The 20,299-nt window shown below is 74.4% G+C and carries 17 protein-coding genes and 1 pseudogene; 12 read left to right on the forward strand and 6 right to left on the reverse strand.

The window, feature by feature from the left end; genetic code table 11:
* Nucleotides 1-53: 53 nt before the first annotated feature.
* The 3 genes from gluQRS to D1648_RS01990 form a co-directional block, all read right to left on the reverse strand.
* Nucleotides 54-974 carry a tRNA glutamyl-Q(34) synthetase GluQRS gene (gluQRS, locus tag D1648_RS01980; protein ID WP_164518541.1) on the reverse strand — a complete coding sequence of 307 codons (921 nt, stop codon included), beginning with the start codon at nucleotides 972-974 and terminating at the stop codon, nucleotides 54-56.
* A 5-nt stretch (nucleotides 975-979) separates the two neighbouring features.
* Complete coding sequence (locus tag D1648_RS01985; protein WP_122939139.1) at nucleotides 980-1,582, reverse strand: GNAT family N-acetyltransferase; 603 nt, start codon at nucleotides 1,580-1,582, stop codon at nucleotides 980-982.
* Between the two features lie 169 nt (nucleotides 1,583-1,751).
* The gene (locus tag D1648_RS01990; protein ID WP_122939140.1) at nucleotides 1,752-2,537 is read right to left on the reverse strand and encodes a hypothetical protein; all 786 of its coding nucleotides are present in this window, start codon (nucleotides 2,535-2,537) and stop codon (nucleotides 1,752-1,754) included.
* Nucleotides 2,538-2,776: 239 nt separating this feature from the next.
* On the opposite strand from D1648_RS01990, the gene D1648_RS01995 reads away from it, so the two are divergent.
* The 3 genes from D1648_RS01995 (at nucleotide 2,777) to D1648_RS02005 (ending at nucleotide 5,636) form a co-directional block, all read left to right on the forward strand.
* Entirely contained in the window at nucleotides 2,777-3,313 is a 537-nt protein-coding gene (locus tag D1648_RS01995; RefSeq protein ID WP_164518542.1) for a peptidylprolyl isomerase, read from the forward strand.
* 130 nt (nucleotides 3,314-3,443) lie between these two features.
* The gene (locus tag D1648_RS02000; RefSeq protein WP_122939142.1) at nucleotides 3,444-4,592 is read left to right on the forward strand and encodes a DNA glycosylase AlkZ-like family protein; all 1,149 of its coding nucleotides are present in this window, start codon (nucleotides 3,444-3,446) and stop codon (nucleotides 4,590-4,592) included.
* Nucleotides 4,593-4,697: 105 nt separating this feature from the next.
* Nucleotides 4,698-5,636 (forward strand): rhomboid family intramembrane serine protease, encoded by a 939-nt coding sequence (locus D1648_RS02005; protein ID WP_122939143.1) that lies wholly within the window; start codon nucleotides 4,698-4,700, stop codon nucleotides 5,634-5,636.
* 664 nt (nucleotides 5,637-6,300) lie between these two features.
* Here D1648_RS02005 and D1648_RS02010 read toward each other — a convergent pair.
* A complete protein-coding gene (locus D1648_RS02010; protein ID WP_122939144.1) occupies nucleotides 6,301-6,930 on the reverse strand; it encodes a pyroglutamyl-peptidase I in 630 nt (209 codons plus the stop codon).
* A gap of 114 nt (nucleotides 6,931-7,044) precedes the next feature.
* On the opposite strand from D1648_RS02010, the gene D1648_RS02015 reads away from it, so the two are divergent.
* Entirely contained in the window at nucleotides 7,045-7,728 is a 684-nt protein-coding gene (locus D1648_RS02015; RefSeq protein ID WP_122939145.1) for a GNAT family N-acetyltransferase, read from the forward strand.
* Between the two features lie 11 nt (nucleotides 7,729-7,739).
* Here D1648_RS02015 and D1648_RS02020 read toward each other — a convergent pair whose 3' ends face one another.
* Nucleotides 7,740-8,540, reverse strand: coding sequence for an AraC family transcriptional regulator (locus D1648_RS02020; RefSeq protein WP_126281961.1), 801 nt, complete (start codon nucleotides 8,538-8,540; stop codon nucleotides 7,740-7,742).
* Nucleotides 8,541-8,756: 216 nt separating this feature from the next.
* Between D1648_RS02020 and D1648_RS02025 the strand changes: the two genes are divergently transcribed.
* The 8 genes and pseudogenes from D1648_RS02025 (at nucleotide 8,757) to D1648_RS02060 (ending at nucleotide 19,709) form a co-directional block, all read left to right on the forward strand.
* Nucleotides 8,757-9,878 carry an ABC transporter substrate-binding protein gene (locus D1648_RS02025; RefSeq protein WP_122939147.1) on the forward strand — a complete coding sequence of 374 codons (1,122 nt, stop codon included), beginning with the start codon at nucleotides 8,757-8,759 and terminating at the stop codon, nucleotides 9,876-9,878.
* Between the two features lie 311 nt (nucleotides 9,879-10,189).
* The gene (locus D1648_RS02030) at nucleotides 10,190-11,044 is read left to right on the forward strand and encodes an ABC transporter substrate-binding protein (RefSeq protein ID WP_164518543.1); all 855 of its coding nucleotides are present in this window, start codon (nucleotides 10,190-10,192) and stop codon (nucleotides 11,042-11,044) included.
* Between the two features lie 46 nt (nucleotides 11,045-11,090).
* Nucleotides 11,091-12,157: pseudogene (locus D1648_RS02035) on the forward strand (FecCD family ABC transporter permease).
* The gene (locus D1648_RS02040; RefSeq protein WP_241155320.1) at nucleotides 12,154-13,254 is read left to right on the forward strand and encodes an iron chelate uptake ABC transporter family permease subunit; all 1,101 of its coding nucleotides are present in this window, start codon (nucleotides 12,154-12,156) and stop codon (nucleotides 13,252-13,254) included. The pseudogene D1648_RS02035 and the gene D1648_RS02040 overlap by 4 nt, the downstream one beginning before the upstream one ends.
* Nucleotides 13,251-14,084 carry an ABC transporter ATP-binding protein gene (locus D1648_RS02045; protein WP_122939149.1) on the forward strand — a complete coding sequence of 278 codons (834 nt, stop codon included), beginning with the start codon at nucleotides 13,251-13,253 and terminating at the stop codon, nucleotides 14,082-14,084. Before D1648_RS02040 ends, D1648_RS02045 begins: the two co-directional genes overlap by 4 nt.
* A gap of 55 nt (nucleotides 14,085-14,139) precedes the next feature.
* Nucleotides 14,140-15,993, forward strand: coding sequence for an SIP domain-containing protein (locus D1648_RS02050; RefSeq protein WP_122939150.1), 1,854 nt, complete (start codon nucleotides 14,140-14,142; stop codon nucleotides 15,991-15,993).
* A 15-nt stretch (nucleotides 15,994-16,008) separates the two neighbouring features.
* Entirely contained in the window at nucleotides 16,009-17,868 is a 1,860-nt protein-coding gene (locus D1648_RS02055) for an ABC transporter ATP-binding protein (RefSeq protein ID WP_126281962.1), read from the forward strand.
* Nucleotides 17,865-19,709, forward strand: coding sequence for an ABC transporter ATP-binding protein (locus tag D1648_RS02060; protein WP_122939152.1), 1,845 nt, complete (start codon nucleotides 17,865-17,867; stop codon nucleotides 19,707-19,709). Before D1648_RS02055 ends, D1648_RS02060 begins: the two co-directional genes overlap by 4 nt.
* On the opposite strand, the gene D1648_RS17820 is transcribed toward D1648_RS02060, so the two are convergent.
* Nucleotides 19,691-20,224: a hypothetical protein gene (locus D1648_RS17820; RefSeq protein WP_164518544.1), complete on the reverse strand. Its 534-nt coding sequence runs from the start codon at nucleotides 20,222-20,224 to the stop codon at nucleotides 19,691-19,693. The genes D1648_RS02060 and D1648_RS17820 overlap by 19 nt on opposite strands.
* Between the last annotated feature and the right edge of the window lie 75 nt (nucleotides 20,225-20,299).

Raw genomic sequence — 20,299 nt, forward strand, 5'->3', positions numbered from 1 at the left:
TACCCCGGGGTCACAAGTGTGGCGGGGGTGACGCCTGCGCTCCGCGGTCCGGTTCAGGAGGGCAGGTCCACCACCCAGGCCCGTCGGCGGAGGCCGGCCGGGTCCCAGCGCGAGAGCACGTCCGCCGCGGTGCGACAGCCCGTGAGCCCGAGCGAGTCCCCGATCCGCTCCACCACGTCTGCCGCGCTCTCGCCGCGCGCCAGACGGTCCCTCAGCGTCACCGCCCCGTCGCGCTTGGCCAGGCGCGCACCGGCCGTGTTCAGCGCCAGCGGGACGTGCGCGTAGGACGGCTCGGCCAGCCCCAGCAGTGCGGCGAGATGGGCCTGTCGTGGAGCGGAGCTGAGCAGGTCGTCGCCGCGGACCACCTGGTCCACACCCGCCGCCGCGTCGTCGACCACGACGGCGAGGTTGTAGGCGACCACGCCGTCGCCGCGGCGCAGCACGAGATCGTCGACCGCGCCGATGACCTCCCCGGCCCACAGGTCCTGCACCCGCCAGGAGCCCACCTCGGCCCGCAGGCGCAGCGCCGGCTCGCGGCGCAGCTGCCGCATCCGCTCGCGTCCCGCCTCGCGCTCGGCGGGGGAGAGGTCGCGGCAGGTGCCGGGATACGCGCCGGGCGGGGCGTGCGGGGCGCTCGGCGCCTCGAGGATCTCGCGCCGGGTGCAGTAGCACTCGTAGACGAGGCCGCGCTCGCCGAGCGCGGTGATCGCGGCGGCGTGCTCCTCGCCTCGCTCCGACTGGTGCACGACCTCTCCGTCCCAGTCCAGGCCCAGGGCCGCGAGGTCCTCGAGCTGACGCTCCGCGGCGCCCTCCTGGACCCGGTCCAGGTCCTCGATGCGCAGATGGAAGGCGCGCCCGGTGCGCCGAGCGAGGGCCCAGGCGAGCAGCGCGGTGCGGAGGTTCCCCAGGTGCAGGTCGCCGCTCGGGGACGGGGCGTAGCGGCCCGCTCCGGGGTCGGGCGTGGCAGCGGGCATGGGCGTCAGTCTAGGGAGCCCGGGGCCGACGGGGGCAGCAGCAGGAGCACGTCGCCCTGCCTGCCGCCGGGCACCGGGCGCTCGGGAGGTGCGGGCCGGAAGCCGAGCCGTGCGGCGAGCGCGAGGGAGGGCTGGTTGGTGCCCGCCGTGATCGCGACGATCTCGGGAGGGCCGGAGGCATCGGGTCGGGCCTGTGCGAGCACCGCGCGCATCGCCTCGGTCGCGATGCCGAGCCCGGTCGCGGCGGGGGAGAGGCGCCAGTAGGCGCTGAGCACGGGGGGCTGGTCGCCCTCCCCGTCCGAGAGCGGGACGAGGCCCACCACGCCCAGCAGCCCGACCGGCAGGTCGGCACCGCCATCGCCCGCCGGGTCCTGCTGCGCCCGGACCGTGAGATGTCCGAGGCCGTGCCGTGCCCAGCTCTCCCGCCACTGCGCGAGCACCCAGCGCATCTGCGCCGGATCGGTCAGCGGCTCGGTCGAGTCCTCGGCGAAGGCGCGCGGGTCCGAGTGCAGGGCGAACAGATCGGCCTCGTCGGTCTCGGAGACCGGGGCGAGCCGCAGCCGCTCCGTCAGGAGCCCGGCCGGCCCGGTGCACGCAGTCCAGTCCATCAGCGGCTCATCCTCGGGCTCGCACGAGTCGCCCCGGGACGGAACTCGTTCCTCGGGGCCTGGACCCTGGGGGATGTGCGAACGGCGCGGCCCCCGGGCATGCGTACGGCGCGGCCCCCGCCGTCCGAGGACGGGAGGGCCGCGCCGTGCTGCACCGGGGCCGGGAGGCTCAGGCGTCGCCGCGGTGGCTGCCGCGCTTCTCCTCGTCGGCCGAGGAGGCCTCGGGATCCGAGTCGACCTTGACCTCCTTGGGCTCCACGTCGGAGGAGCGGTCCTCGCCCTTCAGGGCGGAGGCGACGTCGCCGGCGTCGGCCGAGCCGACGGTGTCCGAGACGGTCGAGGAGTCCGAGTCGGTGCCGGCGGAGGCCGGGTAGTGCGCGCGGGCGAAGTCCGCCGGCGGGGCCCACGGATCCTCCACCGGGCGGGTCTTCTGCCAGGCGATGTAGCCCGCGGCGGCACCGGCCGCGGCCAGGCCCAGGATGAGCAGCACCTTGCCGGCGCGGCCCTTCTTCTGCGGGGTCGGCTCGACGATGGCGGCGCGGATGTCGCCCTGGCCCTTGTCGAACTCCTTGCGCGCCGCCTCGACGGCGGCCTTGAGCACCGTGCCGGTGGTCTCGGCGGTCTTGCGCGCGCGGGGGAGGTAGTCGTCCTCGAGGTCGTGGCGGAGCTTGTCCGCCCGGGGGCCGAGGTTCTGGGACAGCTTGTCGCCCTGCTCGCGCAGCTTCTGCTGCGCCTCGGGGACGTACTGGTCGTACAGGTCGGTCGCCTTGGAGCGCGCCTCGCGGGCGCCCTCGGACACCACCGGGCCCACCTGGGCGGCGAGCTTCTGCAGCTCGTCGACGGCCTTCTGGGCGTTCTGGCTGGTCGCGCCGGCGGCCTCGTCGAGGGCCTTCGAGGCCTTCTTGGAAGCCTTCTTCGAGGCCTTCTTCGCCTCGCGCTTCGTCGTGAGCGCCATGGGGTTTCCCCTTTCGGTCGAATCCGTCGGGTCGGGCCGACGGTGGTCCCTGGGCCGGAGCAGTCGAGGGCTGCCGCGGACCCGTGTGGCACAACTCTAACGCGATCGCTCCGGGACGCTCACAGCCGATGCGGAGGTGTTGACGGCGCGCGCGAGGGTCCCTGACGCACGCGGACCGCGGGCGAGCCGCGTCCTGCGCCGGGACGGGCGGGCTGGGCGGTCTGTGCGAGGATTGCGCCATGTTCGCAACTCTTCACACCAACCACGGGGACATCCGCGTCGAGCTGTTCCCCCACCACGCCCCCAAGACCGTCGAGAACTTCGTGGGCCTCGCCGAGGGCACCAAGGAGTTCACCGATCCGGAGTCCGGCGAGAAGGTCACCCGCCCGTTCTACGACGGCGTCGTCTTCCACCGCATCATCTCCGGCTTCATGATCCAGGGCGGCGACCCGCTGGGCACCGGCACCGGCGGCCCCGGCTACACCTTCGACGACGAGATCTCGGAGAAGAACTTCAACGAGCCCTACGTCCTGGCCATGGCCAACGCGGGCAAGCGCCGCAACGCCCTGACCGGCCGTCCCTCGGGCACCAACGGCTCGCAGTTCTTCATCACCGTGGGCCCCACCCCGCACCTGCAGGGCAAGCACACCGTGTTCGGCGAGGTCGCCGACGAGGACTCGAAGAAGGTCGTCGACGAGATCGCCGCGGTCAAGACCGACATGCGCGACCGTCCCCTCGAGGACGTCGTCATCGAGAAGGTCTCGATCGAGAAGTGACCCCGCGGGTGCGCCGAGCACCCCGCGCACGACGCCGCCGGCGTCGCCGTCCCGAGCGGCGACCCGGCGGCGTCGTGCTGTCCGGGCAGGAAGCGGTCCGCCCGTCGGGCGGACCCCCTACGCTCGCTCCATGACACCGCGACACCTCGCCGGCGCCCGGATCCTCGCCCAGGGGCTCGCCGGTGCTCCCCGCACCGACAGCCCCGTCGAGGCCGCGCGTGCCTTCGCGGCGAGCCAGGGCCAGGACCTGCCGGGAGTCCTCTCCTCCCTCGCCCTGCGCAGCGGCGGACGGATCGAGCCCGTCCTGGCCGCGCTCGATGACGGGCAGATCGTGCGCGGCTATCCGATGCGCGGCACGGTCTTCGCGGTCGCCGCCGACACCCTCGCCTGGCTCACCGAGCTGTGCGCCGACGGCCCGCTGCGCGCCGCGATCGCGCGCCGAGGCCGGCTGGGCCTCGACGAGGCGCAGGTCGAACGCGCCCGGGAGGTGCTCGAGGTGGCCGCCGCTCCGCACTCCCGCCGAGGCGGCCGCGGGATCCTGCGCGCCGAGCTGCGCGCGGCGTGGGAGGAGGCGGGCCTCGCCTGGGAGGGAGGGCGCGGCTACCACCTGCTCGCCGAGCTGATCACGATGGGCCACGCCTGCTACGGACCGTGGCGCGAGGGGGAGACCGCCGTGGTGCTCGCCCGCACCTGGCTCCCGACCGGCACCGACCTCGACGGAGCCTTCAACGGCGACCGCACCGCCGCCGCGACCGAGCTCGCCCGGCGCTACTTCACCTCCCGCGGCCCGGCGGGGGAGCGGGACCTCGCCTGGTTCTCGAAGCTGCCCCTCGGCCTCCTGCGCGAGGCGCTGCCGCAGGTGGAGGCCGAGCTCGAGAGCGGCTTCGCGGACGCCGACGGCAGGCTCCACAGCACCGCCGAGGCCGCCCGCGGCGGGGACGGCGAACGCCTGTTCTGGCGGCCGGGCCTGCTCGAGGACTACGCAGCGGCGGAGACGGAGTCGATGAAGGAGCTGCTGCTGCCCGGCTTCGACGAGCTCGTGCTCGGCTACCGCGATCGGCTCTACCTGATGGACGCGGCGCGCCACCGCGCGATCACGCCGGGCAACAACGGCGTCTTCCGCCGCACCGCGCTGCGCCGCGGCGAGGTGGTGGGGACCTGGGCGCCCGCCGGGTCCGGGAAGCGGCGCCACCTCGAGCTGACCGCCCTGCGCCCCGTGAGCGAAGCCCAGCGGCACCGCTTCGACCGGCTCTTCGAGGCCTTCCCCGTCCCGCGCTGATCCTGCCCGGCCCCGGTCGCGCGGAACTCGCCGCCGCGCTCCGTGCCGCCCCGCCGCCCGCGAACGCCCCGGCCCGGCCCAGGCGCCCATGGTGGAATGAGGCCCATGGACAGACCCAGCTACGGCTACAGCGCCGCCGACGCCCCTCCGCCGCAGGGCCCGACGGGCGGACCGTCCGAGCAGCCGGTGTGCCCGCGGCACCCCGACCGGGTGAGCTACGTGCGGTGCAAGCGCTGCGACCGCCCCGCCTGCCCCGACTGCCAGCGTCCCACCGACGTGGGCGTGCTCTGCGTGGACTGCGAGCGGGAGCTCGCCCGACAGCAGGCCTCGACCCGGCCCCGCACCGCCATGGGCGGACGCATGGGCCGCGGCGCCCCCGTGGTCACCTACACGCTGATCGCGCTGAACGTCCTGGTCTTCGTGGGGCAGACCCTCGCCCCGCAGATCGTCGAGCAGCTGGGGATCTTCGCCCCCTTCCGCGCCCTGGCGATGCCGTGGACCTTCCTCACCGCGGGCTTCCTCCACGGCGGCGTGCTCCACCTCGCGCTGAACATGTACGCGCTGTGGATCATGGGGCAGTACCTCGAGCGCACCCTCGGCCCCGCGCGCTACGCGGCCCTGTTCCTGGTCTCCGTGCTCGGCGGCCACACCGCGGTGTACGTCATCGCCGACCCGATGGGGTACTCCTGGCTCACCGGCACCGTCGGCGCGAGCGGCGGCGTGTTCGGGCTGTTCGCCGCGGCGTTCATCGTGGGCCGACGCATGGGCGGGCAGGTCGCCCAGATCGGCGTGCTCATCGCGCTGAACCTGCTGATCACCTTCACCGTCCCGAACATCTCCTGGCAGGGGCACCTGGGCGGGCTCGTGCTCGGCGCGGCGCTCACCGCCGGGATGTACGCGCTGCGCCCGAAGGCGAGTCCCGGCGCGGACCGGCAGGCCCTCGCCCGCCGTTCCGCGCTCGTGCACGGCGCGCTCGTCGTGGCCGCCGTGCTCCTGTGCGCGGTGCTCGTGGCGGTCAAGACCCTCCTCGTGCTGGGCGGCTGAGCCCCGAGCCGCCGTCGAGGGGCCCCGACGGCGCAGGAGGGTGCACGAGGCTCGCTGACTCGCCGAGGGACTCCGGTGGAGCTGAGCTGAGCGGGGCGGGCGCGCGGCTCGCCGGGTCGCCACGGGGAACTACACCGATGTGGTTTTCCCCAGCTGTGGACGGCGATGTGCATAACCCGCCCCCGGGTTGGGGACGACGCGCTCTGACTGTGGACAACTGCCGAAGCGCTGTGGACGGACGGTGGGGACGGAGGGCCCCGATACACCCTCCTCGAGCCCCGCGCATCGGTTCCCAGCGGCCGGTTACGGCGCGTGACACCCCGCGCATGAGTGGAATGTCCGATTCGCCGCTCTGCGGTGCGAGCTTGTGACCTGCAGCGATGCGGAGATTCTCGCGTGCTTCCGGGGGATCGTCGCACTGTGGACCGAGCGAACCGGCGAGAGGTCCGGGATGTCGTCGACACGCCCGGGACGACGCTCGCACGTGCGGAACTACAAGACTGTCATTCTCCACCGATGTGGAGAACATTGTGGATAACTCGGTTGTGGGCGTGGACGAGCGGGATGTGGACGGCCTGCCGGGCGTGAGTTTCCACCGGGTCACAGGCGGGGCGGGGCGTGACGAGCGCACGGCGCTCGGGCGCGGAGGGGGACCTGGCCGCGGTCAGTGCTCGGCACCGCCGGGCAGGCGCGCGTCGGCGGTCGTCGTGAGCGCCACCTCGACCATCCGCGCCAGCGCACGGGCGGCGGTGGGGGCGTCGATGACGTCGGCCGCGGGCACGTGCACGAACCCTCCCCGGATTCCCTCGAGCGCCGGCTCGGTCGCGAGCAGGTGCTGCAGGGCGTAGAACACGTCGTTGCAGACGTAGGTGCCGGCGGTCTGGGAGACCGCGGCCGGCACCCCGTCGGCCGCGAGCGCCGCGACCATCGCCTTGATCGGCAGGGTGGAGAAGCGGCCGACGGGAGCACCGGGCACCACCGGCTCATCCACCGGGCTCGCCCCCGCGTTGTCCGGGATCCGTGCATCGCGGAGGTTGATCGCGACCCGCTCCGGGGTGATCGCCGAGCGCCCCGCCGCGAGGCCGACGGCGACCACGAGCGAGGGGCGCAGCGCCCGCACCGCCTCCGCCAGCAGCGCCGAGCCGGCGCCGAACTCCACCGGCAGCTCGACCGCCTCCGCATCGACGCCGCGGGCGACCAGGGCCGGGACGGACTCCCGCACCGCCTCCCAGGACTCGTTGAGCTCGGCCCCGTCGAAGGGGGCGAATCCGCTCAGCAGCACATCGATGCTCATGGCCGCACAGCCTATGCAGGCCCGAGGCGCGCGCGGGGTGTCCAGCGGCAGGCGGGCGCCGGACGCAGCGGGTGACCGGCTGACGGGCATGGATGCGCTGGCTACCCTTGCCCGATGAGCACACGTCCCAGCCCGCAGACCCCCGCCGCCCTGCCCTCGCTCGGCGAGCTGTTCCCGCCCCTCGGCCTCGTCGTCCGCGCCGGGGAGCTCACCCTGCGACCGCTCGCCGACCAGGACCTGCCCGAGTACGCGGCGCTGATCCGTCGGCCGATCTTCGAGGACCCGGACTCCCCGCAGGTGTTCCCCTGGTACCGCGCCGAACCGGAGGTGCGCGTGCGTGAGGCGCTGCGCTTCCAGTGGCGGCTGCGCTGCGGCATCAGCCCGGAGTCGTGGACCCTGCCCTTCGGGGTGTGGGCGGGCGGGCGACTGATCGGCGCCCAGGACGTCTCCGCCGTGCGCTTCGCCGAGCGTCGCACCGTCACCTCGGGCTCCTGGCTGACCCTCGACGCCCACGGCAACGGCTGCGGGAAGCTCATGCGCCAGGCGATGCTCGTGCTCGCCTTCGACCACCTCGGCGCACTGCGGGCGGAGTCCGCCGCCGTGATCGGCAATGCGCCCTCGTACGGGGTCTCCCGCGCCTGCGGCTACGTCGACAACGGCACCGAGATCTCCACGATGCCCGGCTCGAACGAGGAGCAGCAGCGCTTCCTGGTCACCCCCGAGCTCTTCCGCCGGCCCGATGTGCCGGTGGACGTCGAGGGGCTCACGCCGGCGCTGCGGGAGATGCTCGGCGCCTGAGGGGGCGTCCCTCAGGTGCTCGCGCCGTGGTGGCGGGCGTAGCGCCGCGGCGTCTCGCCCACGTGCTCCTTGAACACACGCCCGAAGGCGCTCACGTTCGCGTAGCCCACCCGGGCGGCGACCGCCGGGATGCCGATGCCCTCGCGCAGCAGGCGGGTCGCGGCCAGCATCCGGCCCGTGATCCGCCACTGGTGCAGCGTCATGCCGGTCTCCTGCAGGAACGCCCGCTCGAGGGTGCGATAGGAGACGTGCACGCTCGCGGCGAGGACCTGGGCGGTGCGGGGATCCGCGGGGTTCCGCCGCAGCGCCTCGGCGATGCTCCGCGCCGGCTCGCTCACCGGCAGCGGCAGGGCGGAGCGGGACCGGATCAGGTCCATGAGCTGCGCCTCGAGCTGCTCGCGCGCCTCCGGGGTGCAGATGATCGAGGTCTGGTACTGCACCGACAGCATCAGCAGCGGGCGCAGCTCCTCGGGGATCGGCAGCACCGTGCAGCCCGCGGCGGGGGAGCGCGTGGCGGCGGCATCGAACAGGAGCGGCAGCACCACGGAGTCCGTGCGCACCGCGAGGGAGTGCACCACCCCGGCCGGGATCCAGCAGGCGGAGCCCGCGGGGAGCATCACGATCTCCCCGTCCAGCACCAGATCGGCCGCCCCGTGCACCTGCCACAGCAGCAGATGCTCGGCCTCGTGCATGCGGGCCCGCACCGACACGGCCGGGGCTCGCACCATGGCCGGTACGGGCCGCGCGGGGGCAGGGGGAGCGGCCGGGGCCGAGGGGCGGCTGCGGACAGCGGTGGCGGACGGCGGGGTCACCGGGTCCTCCTGACAGGGATCGGGCGCGGGCCGGGACCGCCCGCGCGGGAGCGCCCACCGTCCGGAACGCGAGGATCGTCAGGATCGGCACCGAAGGCGACCGGATCTGCACAGCCGGAGAGGTTAGGCATGCCTAATCTACTCGGTCGGGGCCGGATCCCACCGCCCCGTCCCGCCTGCCGATCATCGGCGCTGTTCCCCCGAGGTGCCCCCACCGTGACCGCCATCCCCCGCCATCGTCCCGTCGGCCCGCACATCAGCCGCGCCGCCTTCCTCGCCGCAGGCGGCCTCGCCGGGATGCTGACCCTGGTGGCCTGCTCGGGCGTCTCCGGCGGCGAGAGCGCCTCCGACGGGGGCGGCAGGTCCGACGGCACTGCGGCCGAGGGCGAGCTGCCCGCCGCCGAGGGCGCCACCAGCTACCCGCTCGCGCTCACCACCGCCTGGGGCGAGACCGAGCTGCCCGAGCGCCCGGTGCGCATCGCGGCCGTGAGCCCCACCGGGCGCGACAGCGAGCTGCTCGGCCTGCTCGGCATCACCCCGGTGATCGCCCCGGAGACGGTCGAGCGCGCGATCTGGACCCTCGAGGCCCTGCCCGGCGAGATCCCCGAGATCTTCCCCGCCGACAGCGAGGGCATCACCCCGTACGAGACCGTCGCCGCGGCGGAGCCCGATCTCATCGTCGTGTTCGGCAAGAGCCTCTCCGGCGAGTTCGAGCAGCTCTCCGCGATCGCGCCGGTGCTCGCGGCGAGCAGCGACGACGCCGCGCTCGAGGCGGACTGGCACACAGAGCTCGCCGCGCTCGGGGAGGCCCTGGACCTCTCCTCCGCAGCGGAGAGGGCGATCGCGGAGCACGGCAGCTGGTTCGAGACCGCTCGCGAGGAGAACCCCGGGTTCGAGGGGCTCACCGCGACCTACGCGGTCCAGTACGCCGAGGAGTGGGGGCTGGCGTACTTCTCGACGACCGGCTCCGATGCGGAGCAGATCTTCCTCGACCTCGGCTTCTCCCCGAACCCCCTCGCGGAGCAGTTCGTGGACGACGACCTCGTCAGCGCCGAGCTGATCTCCCAGCTCGACGCCGACGTGCTGGTCATCGCGAACAACACCGAGGACGAGACGGAGTTCGAGCGCCTCCTGACCGACCAGGAGCTGTTCGGGAAGCTCCAGGCCGCACGGGACGGCCATGTCGCCGTCCTGCACATGTCCGACGACGGCTACCGCTTCGACGGCGAGGAGCACACGGGGAACCTCGCCTGGGCGCTCGCCCAGGGCGGACCGCTCGGCAAGCAGTGGGCCGCCGAGCAGCTGATCCCGATCCTGCGCACGACGCTCGCGCGCTGACCCCGCCGCACCGCACCACGCTCCGCCGCGTCCGACCTCGACGTCCCCTCGCCCCCACCGGAAGGACATGCCCATGACCGCGTCCTCGCTGCCCGTCCCCTCCGCACGACGCCTGCGCCCCTCCCGCGCCGCATTCCTCGCCGGCGGCGGCCTCGCCGTGCTCGGCGCGCTCGTCGCCTGCTCGGACGGCGATGCGGGCGGGTCCGGGGGAGGATCCGACAGCGGCGGGGACGCACAGGTCGAGGGGGAGGGCACGACCGCGTACCCCCTCACCCTCGTCAGCCCCCTACGGCGAGACCGTCCTCGACGGGGTGCCCCAGCGGATCGCGGTGGTCGGCGGGCTCGGGGATCTCGAGACCGTGGTCGCCCTGGGCCTCGCGCCCGTGCTGACCCCCTGGACCGTCGAGGACATGGGCTGGCTGGTGGGTCGTGAGGAGCAGATGGCGCGGGCCGAGAAGATCGACGTCTGGGCCGACGCCTTCCCCTACGAGGTGCTCGCCGCCGCCGAGCCGGACCTCATCGTCGCCCAGACGCTCGATGCCGTGGGCGACCGCTTCGAGCGGCTCTCCGCGATCGCGCCCGTGCTCGTCCGCGACTCCGAGGAGGAGTACGGGCAGACCTCCAAGGACTGGCGAGCCCTGGTGCGCAGCCTGGCCGTCGCCGTGGACCGGGCCGCGGCCGGCGAGCAGGTCATCGCCGACGCCGAGCAGCACATCTCCGACGTCGCCGCGGCTCACCCCGAGTACGAGGGGCGCACTGTCTCGATCCTCATCAACCGCGGTCAGGAGTACGGCATCGAGCTGGTCAACCTCGCCGGCACCACCACCGAGGAGCTGCTCACCACCCTCGGCTTCGCCCCGCATCCGCACGCGGACGAGGTCACCGAGGCGCTGAGCCTGGAGAACCTCAGCCTCGCCGATGCCGACGTGCTGGTCATCCACCAGCACGGCGGCGAGGACGATCCGGAGGTCGCCGCCGAATGGCTCGAGTCCAGCGATCTCTACCAGCGCCTCGAGGCGGTGCAGGCAGGGGTCGTCGGCCACACCGACGTCGAGAGCACCTACGGCTGGTGCCTGCCCTGGGGGCTGAGCTGGCCGGACCCGCTGGGCCTGCCCTACATCGTCGACCAGCTCGAGTCCGTCCTCGACGGGGTCCTCGAGGCATGAGCGCGCGCGACCGGCTCGCCCGGCAGATGCCGGAGCCCATCCGTCCATGACCGCCCCCGCTCCCGCCTCCGCGGCGACGACCGCCACCGCGAGCGCCACGACACCCGCACCCGGCCGGCCCCCGCGCCTGCGCCGTGCCCTGGGCCTGCTCGCGGTGATCGCCGGGCTCGCCGTGACGTCCCTGGCGAGCTTCATGATCGGCGCGAACCCGCTGCCGCTGGACGCGGTGTGGTCCGGGCTCTGGCGGCCCGACGGCTCCGAGGCCTCGATCATCGTGCACACCCTCCGGATCCCGCGCACCGTCGTCGGCATCCTGGTCGGCGCCGCGTTCGGGGTGTCGGGCGCCGTGATCCAGGCCCTCACCCGCAACCCGCTCGCGGACCCGGGGATCCTGGGCGTGAACGCCGGGGCCGGCTTCGCCGTCACCCTCGGGGTGGGGCTGCTGGGCATCTCCGGCATCACCGGCTACATCTGGCTCGCCTTCCTCGGCGCGGCCGGGGCGACCGTGCTGGTGTTCATGATCGGCTCCGCGGGTCGCGGCAGCGCCTCCCCGGTCACCCTCGTGCTCGCCGGGGTCGCGCTCGGCGCGGTGCTGACGGGCTTCTCGACCTTCCTCACCCTCATCGACCCCGACACCTTCGACGCGCTGCGGAACTGGGGCGTCGGCTCCATCGCCCGCACCGGCCTCGCCGACACGATGCAGGTGGTCCCCTTCCTCATGGGCTGCTGCTCGCCCTGCTGCTCTCGGGATCCCTCAACGCGATCGCGCTCGGCGACGACCTCGCCGCCGCCCTCGGCACCAGCATCCTGCGCACGCGCATGCTCGGCGTGCTCGCCGTGACCCTGCTCGCCGGGGCCGGCACCGCCCTGACCGGCGGAATCGGCTTCATCGGCCTGATGGTCCCGCACGTCGTGCGCTGGATCGTCGGCCCCGACCAGCGCTGGATCATCGCGTACTCGGCGCTCACGGCGCCGGTGATCGTGCTCGCGGCCGACGTCCTCGGCCGCGTCCTCGGCCGCCCGGGCGAGATCGAGGTGGGGATCATGACCGCCGTGATCGGCGCACCGGTGCTGATCGCGCTCGTGCGACGCAGGAGGGCGAGCGGTCTGTGACCACCGAGAAGCGTGCCCCGCGGACCGAGGAGGGGCGGGTGGACCTCGGCTACCCCTCCCTCACCCTGCGCACCCCGCTGCTGTCCCAGCGGATGCCGCTGAGGCTCGTGCTGCTCTCGGCCGCGCTGCTGCTCGGCGCGGCGGCGGTCGCGACCGCGGCGATCACCTTCGGGGACTTCCCGCTCACCGTCGGCGACGTGCTCGGCGCCTTCACCGGCGCCGCCGAGCGCTTCCACCGGGTGATCGTGCTCGAGTGGCGCTCCCCGGTCGCGCTCGCCGCGGTGGTGTTCGGCGCGCTGCTCGGCATCGGCGGGGCGATCTTCCAGTCCCTGACCCGCAATCCGCTGGGCTCGCCCGACGTGATCGGCTTCGACGCCGGCTCCTACACCGCGGTGGTGGTGACGATCCTGCTCGTCGGCGCGACCAGCTACTGGGCGATCGCGGCCGCCGCGCTGCTGGGCGGCCTGCTCACCGCCACGGCGGTGTACCTCCTCGCCCATCGGCAGGGCATCTCGGGCTTCCGCCTGATCATCGTGGGGATCGGGGTCTCGGCGCTGCTGGGCTCGCTCAACACCTATCTCATCACCCGTGCGGAGCTCGCCGACGCCATGACCGTCGGCTTCTGGGGCGCCGGCTCGATCGCCCGCGTCTCCTGGGGCTCGATGACGCCCTCCCTCGCGATCGCGGCCGTGATCGTGGTGGCCGCCGTGCTGCTGCACCCCGCGCTGCGCGCCCTGGAGCTCGGGGACGACGCCGCGATCACCCAGGGCACCAGTCCCCACCGCGCGCGCCTCGCGCTGCTGGTGACCGGGGTGGCGACCGTCGCGCTGGTCACCGCCGCCGCAGGACCGATCGGCTTCATCGCGCTGGTCGCCCCGCAGCTCGCCCGACGCCTCACCCGCTCCCCGGGGGTGAGCCTGCTGTCCTCCGCCGCGATGGGGGCCGCCCTGCTCGCCGCCGCCCACCTGCTGTCCCTGCTGATCGCGCAGGCGTACCGCCCCGTGCCCGTCGGGCTGATCACCGTGTGCCTGGGCGGGATCTACCTGATCCACCTGCTGATCCGCGAGTCCCGCGCCCAGTACGGAGGCCCCCGATGACCCGTGCCCTGCCCTCCTCCGGAGCGCGAGTGCGCACCGAGGACGTCACCATCGGCTACGACCGAAGGATCATCTCCCGCCACCTCGACGTGGAGATCCCGGACCGCTCCTTCACCGCGATCATCGGCCCCAACGGCTGCGGGAAGTCCACGCTGCTGCGGGCGCTCGCGCGCGTGCTCACCCCCGTCGAGGGACGGGTGCTGCTGGACGGGAAGGCGATCGGCGCCTACCGCTCCAAGGAGGTCGCGCGCCGGCTGGGCCTGCTCCCGCAGACCTCGCTCGCCCCCGATGGGATCCGCGTGGCGGACCTCGTCTCCCGCGGCCGCGCCCCGCACCAGTCGCTGATCCAGCAGTGGCGCGAGAGCGACGAGACGGCCGTGGCCAGCGCGCTCGAGGCCACCCGGCTCACGGAGCTGTCGGGCCGGCTGGTCGACGAGCTCTCCGGAGGGCAGCGCCAGCGGGTGTGGGTCGCGATGCTGCTCGCCCAGCAGACCCCGATCATGCTGCTGGACGAGCCGACGACCTTCCTGGACATCGCCCACCAGTACGAGCTGATGGAGCTGCTGCGCACCCTCCACGAGGAGGGGAAGACCGTGGTCACGGTGCTGCACGACCTCAACCAGGCCGCCCGCTACGCCGACGAGCTGATCGTGATGCGCGACGGCGAGGTGGTGGCCACCGGTGCACCGGTCGAGGTGGTCACCGCCGAGATGATCCAGGAGGTGTTCGGTCTGCGCGCCCTGGTGGTCCCCGATCCCGTCACCGGCACCCCCGCCGTCGTCCCCCTGGATCCCTGCACCGCGGCACCCGCTCCGGCGGAGCCGACCTGATCCGTCCCGACCCCGTCCCGTCCACCACCCCCGAACCGCCCCTCAGGAGGACCCCATGGCACGCAGCCTGCGACCGCTCGACGTCTACCCGATCACCGTCCGCGAGCTGGAGGTGCTGCGCGTCGCCGACGTCACCTCGGGCATGCGCCGCGTGACTCTCGGCGGCGAGCAGCTGCGCGCCCACATCGCCGCCAACGGCTTCCCCGTCAACGCCTTCCGCTCCGACGCCTTCGACGACGAGGGCAAGCTGATCCTGCACCACCCCGAGGCGCCCGAGCCCGTCGCGCCCACCCAGGCCGACGGCGTGCTGAACTGGCCCCGCGCCCACCCCCACCTGCTGTTCCGCACCTACACGGTGCGCCGCTGGGACCCGACGGCCGGGGAGCACGGCGAGGTCGACCTCGACTTCGTGCGCCACGGCGTGGGCCCGGCGACCCGCTGGGCGTATCGCGTCCAGCCGGGGGAGCGCGTGCACTGGGCCGGCCCGAAGTCCTCCGCCCCGCATCCCCAGGGCGTGGACTGGACCCTCGTGGCCGGGGACGAGACCGCCCTGCCCGCGATCGGCCGCTGGCTCGAGGAATGGCCCGCCGGCGCACGCGGCCAGGTGTTCATCGAGGTCGCCGACAAGGAGCACGTGCAGGAGCTCGTGGTCCCGCGCGGGGTGGAGGTGACCTGGTTCAGCCGCGACGGCGCCGAGGCCGGCACCACCAGCACCCTCTTCGATGCGATCCGGGCCGCGGACTGGTGGGAGGGGAAGGTCTTCGCCTGGGTCGCCGGGGAGACCCTCACCCTCGTGCCGATCCGTCGCTGGCTGCGGCGCGAGAAGGGCCTGCCCAAGGAGCAGGTCGAGGTCACCGGCTACTGGCGCCGCCAGGAGGTCGCCGTCGACGACGCCACGGGCGAGCAGGACCTCGAGGCCACCGAGGACCGCGGCGAGCAGTTCCACGAGCTCTCCGAGCTGCTGCCCGGCGTCGCCCTGCGCGTCGCGGCCACCGTCGGCCTCGCGGGAGCCTTCGACGGCGGGGCCCGCACGATCACCGAGCTCGCCGAGGCCAGCGGCGCCGACCGGGCCGGGCTCGGCAAGCTCGTGCGCTATCTCGAGGCGATCGGGATCATCGAGCGGGACGAGGACGAGCGGCACCGGCTCACGGACCTCGGGCGCGAGCTCGAGGACGACCACGTCGAGGAGCACCTCGACCTCGAGGGCCACGACGCGCTCGCCGAGATCGCGGGGCTGGCGTCGTTGCTCGATGCCGTGCGCGGCACCGGCACCTCCGAGGTCGCCGCTGCCGCCCGCTCCCGCCTGCACCGCGATCCGGCGCTGCGCCGGGCCCGGCTCGAGGACGAGGCCGAGGTGGCCGGCTACGTCGCCGGCGCCCTCGCCCAGTCTCCGGCGATCGCCGGCCTGGAGCGGGTGCTCGTGACCGGGCAGGGCGCGAGCACCGTCGCCCATGCGCTCACCTCCGCGCACGTCCGGCTGCAGGCGCGGATCCTCGCCGCCCCGGAGGAGGCGGAGGTGCACCGCGAGCTCGCACGGACCCTCGAGCGCACCGACGTGGTCGAGGGGCGGCTCGAGGCTGAGGACCGGATCGAGGCCGGCGGAGCCGAGGCCGTGCTGCTCGTCGAGCACCTCGCCCGCCTGGGCGACGACGCGGCGACCGAGGCGCTGCGCACCGCGGCCGGTGCGCTCCCCGCGGGAGGCCGGGTCCTCGTCCTCACCGAGCTGCTCGAGCCCGAGCTCGCCCACGAGCACGACTACGAGCAGGACCTGCTCGATTTCGCCCTCCACGGCGGCGGGATGCGCACCCACGAGGAGAACCTGGCCCTGTTCGCGCAGGCCGGTCTCCCCGTGCCGGAGCGCTCCACCGTCGGGTGGGGCCTGACGGTGTACCGCGCAGCGGTGCGCTGAGAGGAGCCAGGGGTGGTGCGGAGAAGACGGTCGGCGGGGGAGTCGGCCGCAGGACCGGCGGGGGAGCCGGTCCCGGGGACGGCGGGGGCCGGGGAGCCGCAGGGGCCGCAGCGCCGTCACGGTCTGCTGGACCCTCCGGCCTCCCCGCCGCTCGATCGCCCGCTGCACGTGGACCCGAGCTGGTCCCCGGCACGGCTGAGCGCGCAGATCGTCCGCAGCGCCCTGCGCTTCGTCGCACCGGGCTCCGCGCTGCTGATCCTCTACAACACCGCGCTCATGCTGCAGCCGGTGGTGATCGGTCGCCTCGTCGACGAGGTGATCGCCCCCGCCGCGGCGGGCACCGGTCTCAGCGCCCTCGCCGAGACCCTCGCACTGTGGGCCGCAGCGCTCGCGGGCCTGTATCTCGCGATGAACATCGGCTACCGCTTCGGCGGGCGCATGGGCTGGTTCGGGGTGCAGCGCTCCCACTACGAGCTGTCCCGCACGGTGCTCGAACGGCTCCTGGACGAGCGCGGCACCGCCGACCCGGCCCGGGCGCCGGGGGCGCTGCTGTCGATCGCGACGGCCGACGTGCACCGCGCCTGCCTCGTGCTGTACGCGACGATCTACCCGCCCGGCGAGGTCGTCGGCCTCGTCCTCGCGGCCGGCCTGTTGGTGGCGGTGCACCCCGCGCTCGGGATCGGCACGATCCTGGCCCTGCCGCTGGTGCTGCTGCTGATGCACCTCGCCGCCCGTCCGCTGCGACGGCGCAGCCTCGCCGAGCAGGAGGGGATGGCCGACGCCGCCGCAGCCGCCGCGGACCTCATGGGCGGCTACCGGGTGCTGAGAGGGCTGCACGCCCAGTCCGTCGCTGCGGACCGCTACCGGGCGGTGAGCCGCTCGACCCTGCGCGCGACCCTCGCGGCCCGCTCCGCCCAGGCGGCCTTCACCGGGCTCAGCACCGCCGCCGCCCAGCTGTTCGCGGTGCTCGTGGCCGTGGCCGCGGCGCTGATGGCCTTCGCGGGCACGATCACCCCGGGGCAGCTGGTCACCGTCGCCGGGATCGCCGTGAACCTGGTGCGCCCGCTGGATGCGCTCGTGGGCACCCTCGGATCGCTCTGGGCGATCTCGCAGGCCTCGGCCCGCCGATTGCTGGATCTGCTCGCCGTCCCGCCGCACCCGGCCGCGCTCGGCCACGTCCAGGGCGCGGGTCCCGATCGGGAGGCGGCCGACGGGACGGGGGCCACGACGGGGTCGCGCGGCACCGGGCTCGTGTTCGAGGACCTGCAGCTCCCCAGCGGGAGCCGGCTGACCGGCCAGATCGGCCCCGACGAGCTGGTGGTGCTGGACCTGCCACGCGAGGACCGCGCCGCGCTGCGGGACCTGCTGACCCTCCACGCCGTCCCCGACCACGGGGCAGTGCGCGCGGGCGGGGAGCGGCTGCATCGCTGGCGACCCTCGGCGCTGCGCCGGCACCTGCTCGTCGCGCCCTCGGTCCCGGGCCTGTTCACGGGCACCGTCCTCGAGAACGTGCGCGCCACCGGCGAGGATCCCGTCCCTCCCGAGCGTGCACGGGCCGCGCTCGAGCTCGCGGCGCTGGCCGGCCACGAGCTGCCCGTCGGGGAGCGGACCGCGATCGGCGACGGCGGCTGGGAGCTCTCGGGAGGGCAGCGACAGCGCCTCGGCCTCGCCCGCGCCGTCGCGGCGGACCCCGCGGTGCTCGTGCTCATCGACCCCACCACCTCCGTCGACGCGGTCACCGAGGCGCGCATCGCCCACGCCCTGCAGGCGGGCCGGACCGGGCGCGCCACCCTCGTGATGAGCTCCTCGCCCGTCTACCGCGCCGTCGCCGACCGCGTCCTCACCCCCGCACCCGCACAAGGACTGAGCACATGACATCGCCTGCCACGTCCGCGAGCGCGACGCTGCCGGTCGCCTCGGGCCGCACCGTCGCCCGCCACCTGTGGGCGCACCTGCGGGGGCGGCGCCTGCACCTGGCCGGGATCCTGGGGCTGTTCCTGCTCGAGTCCGCGACCGCGATCGTCTTCCCGCTGGTGATCGGCTGGTTCGTCGACACCGTGCTCGACGGCGGCCTGAACGGCGAGGGGATCCCGCCCGCGTTCGTGCTGCAGGCGGGGCTGCTGGTCGCGGCGGCGCTCGCCGCCGGACTGCTGGCATGGGCCGGAGCGGTGTCCCTCGCGCGCCTCGCCGAGACCGTCATCGCCGAGCTGCGGGAAGCGTTCGTCGACGCGGCGCTGCGCCTGCCCCGAGCCCGCATCGAGGCGGCCGGGACCGGGGACGTGGTCACCCGCGCCGGGGACGACATCGCCCAGATCTCGGAGACCCTCCCCGAGGTGCTGCCCCGCATCGCGGTCTCGGTGTTCACGCTCGTGCTCGTGGGGGCGAGCCTGCTCTCCCTGGACCTGCGCTATCTCGCGGTCATCGCGCTCACCCTGCCCTTCTACGCGCACACCCTGCGCTGGTACCTGCGCACCGCCCCGCCCGTCTACGCCGCCGGACGCCGGGCCGAGTCACGCCGCGGCGCCGAGGTGCTCGCCACCCTGACGCAGCTGCCCACCGTGACCGCGCACCGGCTCGAACTGCGGCAGCTGCGCCGCACCGAGGCCGCCACCTGGCAGACCGTGCGCTGGTCGATGCGCTCCCGGATCGTGCAGAACCGTCTCTTCGGCCGGCTGAACCTCATCGAGGCGCTCGGCCTCGGCGCCGTCCTCGCCCTCGGCATCGCGCTCGCCGTCACCTCGCAGGGCAGCCCCGGCGCGGTCACCGCCGCGACGATCCTGTACCTGCGCGCGATGGGGCCGCTCGCCGGGCTGCTCATGGTGATGGACGATCTGCAGGCGGCGCTCGCCTCGCTCGGACGCGTCATCGGTATCGGCGAGAGCCCTTCCGCAGGGACGCCCGGGCGCGGCGGCTCTCCCGCGGGAACGCCGCCGTCGACCGGTCGTCCGGAGATCGACCCGTCCCCGTCGGACTCCCTGGTCGCGCTCGAGGGCGTCGGCTTCTCCTACGACGGCCGCGCCCCCGTGCTCGAGGGCGTCGACCTGCACCTGCGGGAGGGGGAGCGCGTGGCCGTGGTGGGCGAGACCGGCTCGGGGAAGTCGACACTCGCCGCGCTCATCGCCGGAGTGCACCGCGCCGGGGCGGGGCAGGTGCACCGCGGCGTGCGTGAGGAGCGGATCATGACCGCCGCCCAGGAATCCCATCTCTTCGACGGGAGCGTGCGCGCGAACCTCACCCTCGCCGCCCCGGACGCGAGCGACGAGCAGCTGCGCGCCGCCCTGGACCGGCTCGGCGGCGCCGAGCTGCTCGACGAGCTGCCCGACGGGCTGGACACCGCCGTCGGACCCGGCGGTCACCCGCTGGGGCCCGCGGCCGTGCAGCATCTCGCGCTGTGCCGGCTCGATCTCGCCGATCCCGCGCTGATCGTCCTGGACGAGGCCACGGCCCACGGGGACGGGGACCGGGGCCTGGACGTCGCCGCCTCCGCACTGGTCCGGGACCGGTCCGCGCTCGTCATCGCGCACCGGCTCTCCCAAGCCGTGGAGTGCGACCGGATCCTCGTGATGGAGTCGGGCCGGATCGTCGAGAGCGGCACGCCCGAGGAGCTCATCGCCGCGGGCGGAGCCTTCGCTCGTCTGTGGGAGGCGTGGAGCGCAGGGCGACATCCGCTCCCCCTGGACACGGCGCGAGCAGCGACTCAGCCGAGCAGCGACTGATCGCAGGGGGCGTCGTCGGTCTCGACCTGCGCGCTCCACCAGAGGCGCAGCGTGGCCCGGCCCGGCCGGGACTCGATCACCACCCGCATCGCGCCGCCCTGGTCGTCCCTGGCCACGAGGCTCTCCATGGGCGCCGGGTCGTCGTCCTCGGAGGCGAGCGGAGCGAAGTCGTGCTGCGTGAGCACCGAGTCCGCGACCTCGGTGACCTGCTCGGCCGTCGGGGCGCCCGGGCCCTGGTCTCCCAGGAGGTCCGAGCTCTCGAACGTGGCGCCGACGACCCTGCACCCCGCGGAGTCCGCGCCGACCTGGGGAGCGTTCTCGTCCGAGGTGAGCGGCGCGACCTGCTCCCCGAGGGCGTCGGCGACCTCCTCCGCGATCGCGGGGTACCTCTCCGCGGCTGCTGGAGCGGTCAGAGCCTCGCCGCCGCAGCCGGCGAGCGCCAGGAGAAGGCCGAGGCCGAGGCCGGCGCGCGCCAGGCGGCGAGGACGCAATGCCCGTGCGGTCGTCCTGGCCATCTCGATACCCCCGGATCGGCTCCCCTGTCCACAGGGGAGAAGTGCCCATGGCGCGGGCGGTGGCTCCGCCGTAGT

This window comes from Brachybacterium sp. EE-P12 (assembly GCF_003711805.1).
Lineage (GTDB): Bacteria > Actinomycetota > Actinomycetes > Actinomycetales > Dermabacteraceae > Brachybacterium.

What these genes read in the sequence shown, in the direction of transcription:
- D1648_RS17820 (WP_164518544.1), bottom strand. Translation starts at nt 20,224, where the DNA reads ATGGCCAGGACGACCGCACGGGCATTGCGTCCTCGCCGCCTGGCGCGC.
- D1648_RS02050 (WP_122939150.1), top strand. Translation starts at nt 14,140, where the DNA reads ATGGCACGCAGCCTGCGACCGCTCGACGTCTACCCGATCACCGTCCGC.
- D1648_RS02060 (WP_122939152.1), top strand. Translation starts at nt 17,865, where the DNA reads ATGACATCGCCTGCCACGTCCGCGAGCGCGACGCTGCCGGTCGCCTCG.
- D1648_RS02010 (WP_122939144.1), bottom strand. Translation starts at nt 6,930, where the DNA reads ATGAGCATCGATGTGCTGCTGAGCGGATTCGCCCCCTTCGACGGGGCC.
- D1648_RS02015 (WP_122939145.1), top strand. Translation starts at nt 7,045, where the DNA reads ATGAGCACACGTCCCAGCCCGCAGACCCCCGCCGCCCTGCCCTCGCTC.
- D1648_RS02000 (WP_122939142.1), top strand. Translation starts at nt 3,444, where the DNA reads ATGACACCGCGACACCTCGCCGGCGCCCGGATCCTCGCCCAGGGGCTC.
- D1648_RS01985 (WP_122939139.1), bottom strand. Translation starts at nt 1,582, where the DNA reads ATGGACTGGACTGCGTGCACCGGGCCGGCCGGGCTCCTGACGGAGCGG.
- gluQRS (WP_164518541.1), bottom strand. Translation starts at nt 974, where the DNA reads ATGCCCGCTGCCACGCCCGACCCCGGAGCGGGCCGCTACGCCCCGTCC.
- D1648_RS02045 (WP_122939149.1), top strand. Translation starts at nt 13,251, where the DNA reads ATGACCCGTGCCCTGCCCTCCTCCGGAGCGCGAGTGCGCACCGAGGAC.
- D1648_RS02005 (WP_122939143.1), top strand. Translation starts at nt 4,698, where the DNA reads ATGGACAGACCCAGCTACGGCTACAGCGCCGCCGACGCCCCTCCGCCG.
- D1648_RS01990 (WP_122939140.1), bottom strand. Translation starts at nt 2,537, where the DNA reads ATGGCGCTCACGACGAAGCGCGAGGCGAAGAAGGCCTCGAAGAAGGCT.
- D1648_RS01995 (WP_164518542.1), top strand. Translation starts at nt 2,777, where the DNA reads ATGTTCGCAACTCTTCACACCAACCACGGGGACATCCGCGTCGAGCTG.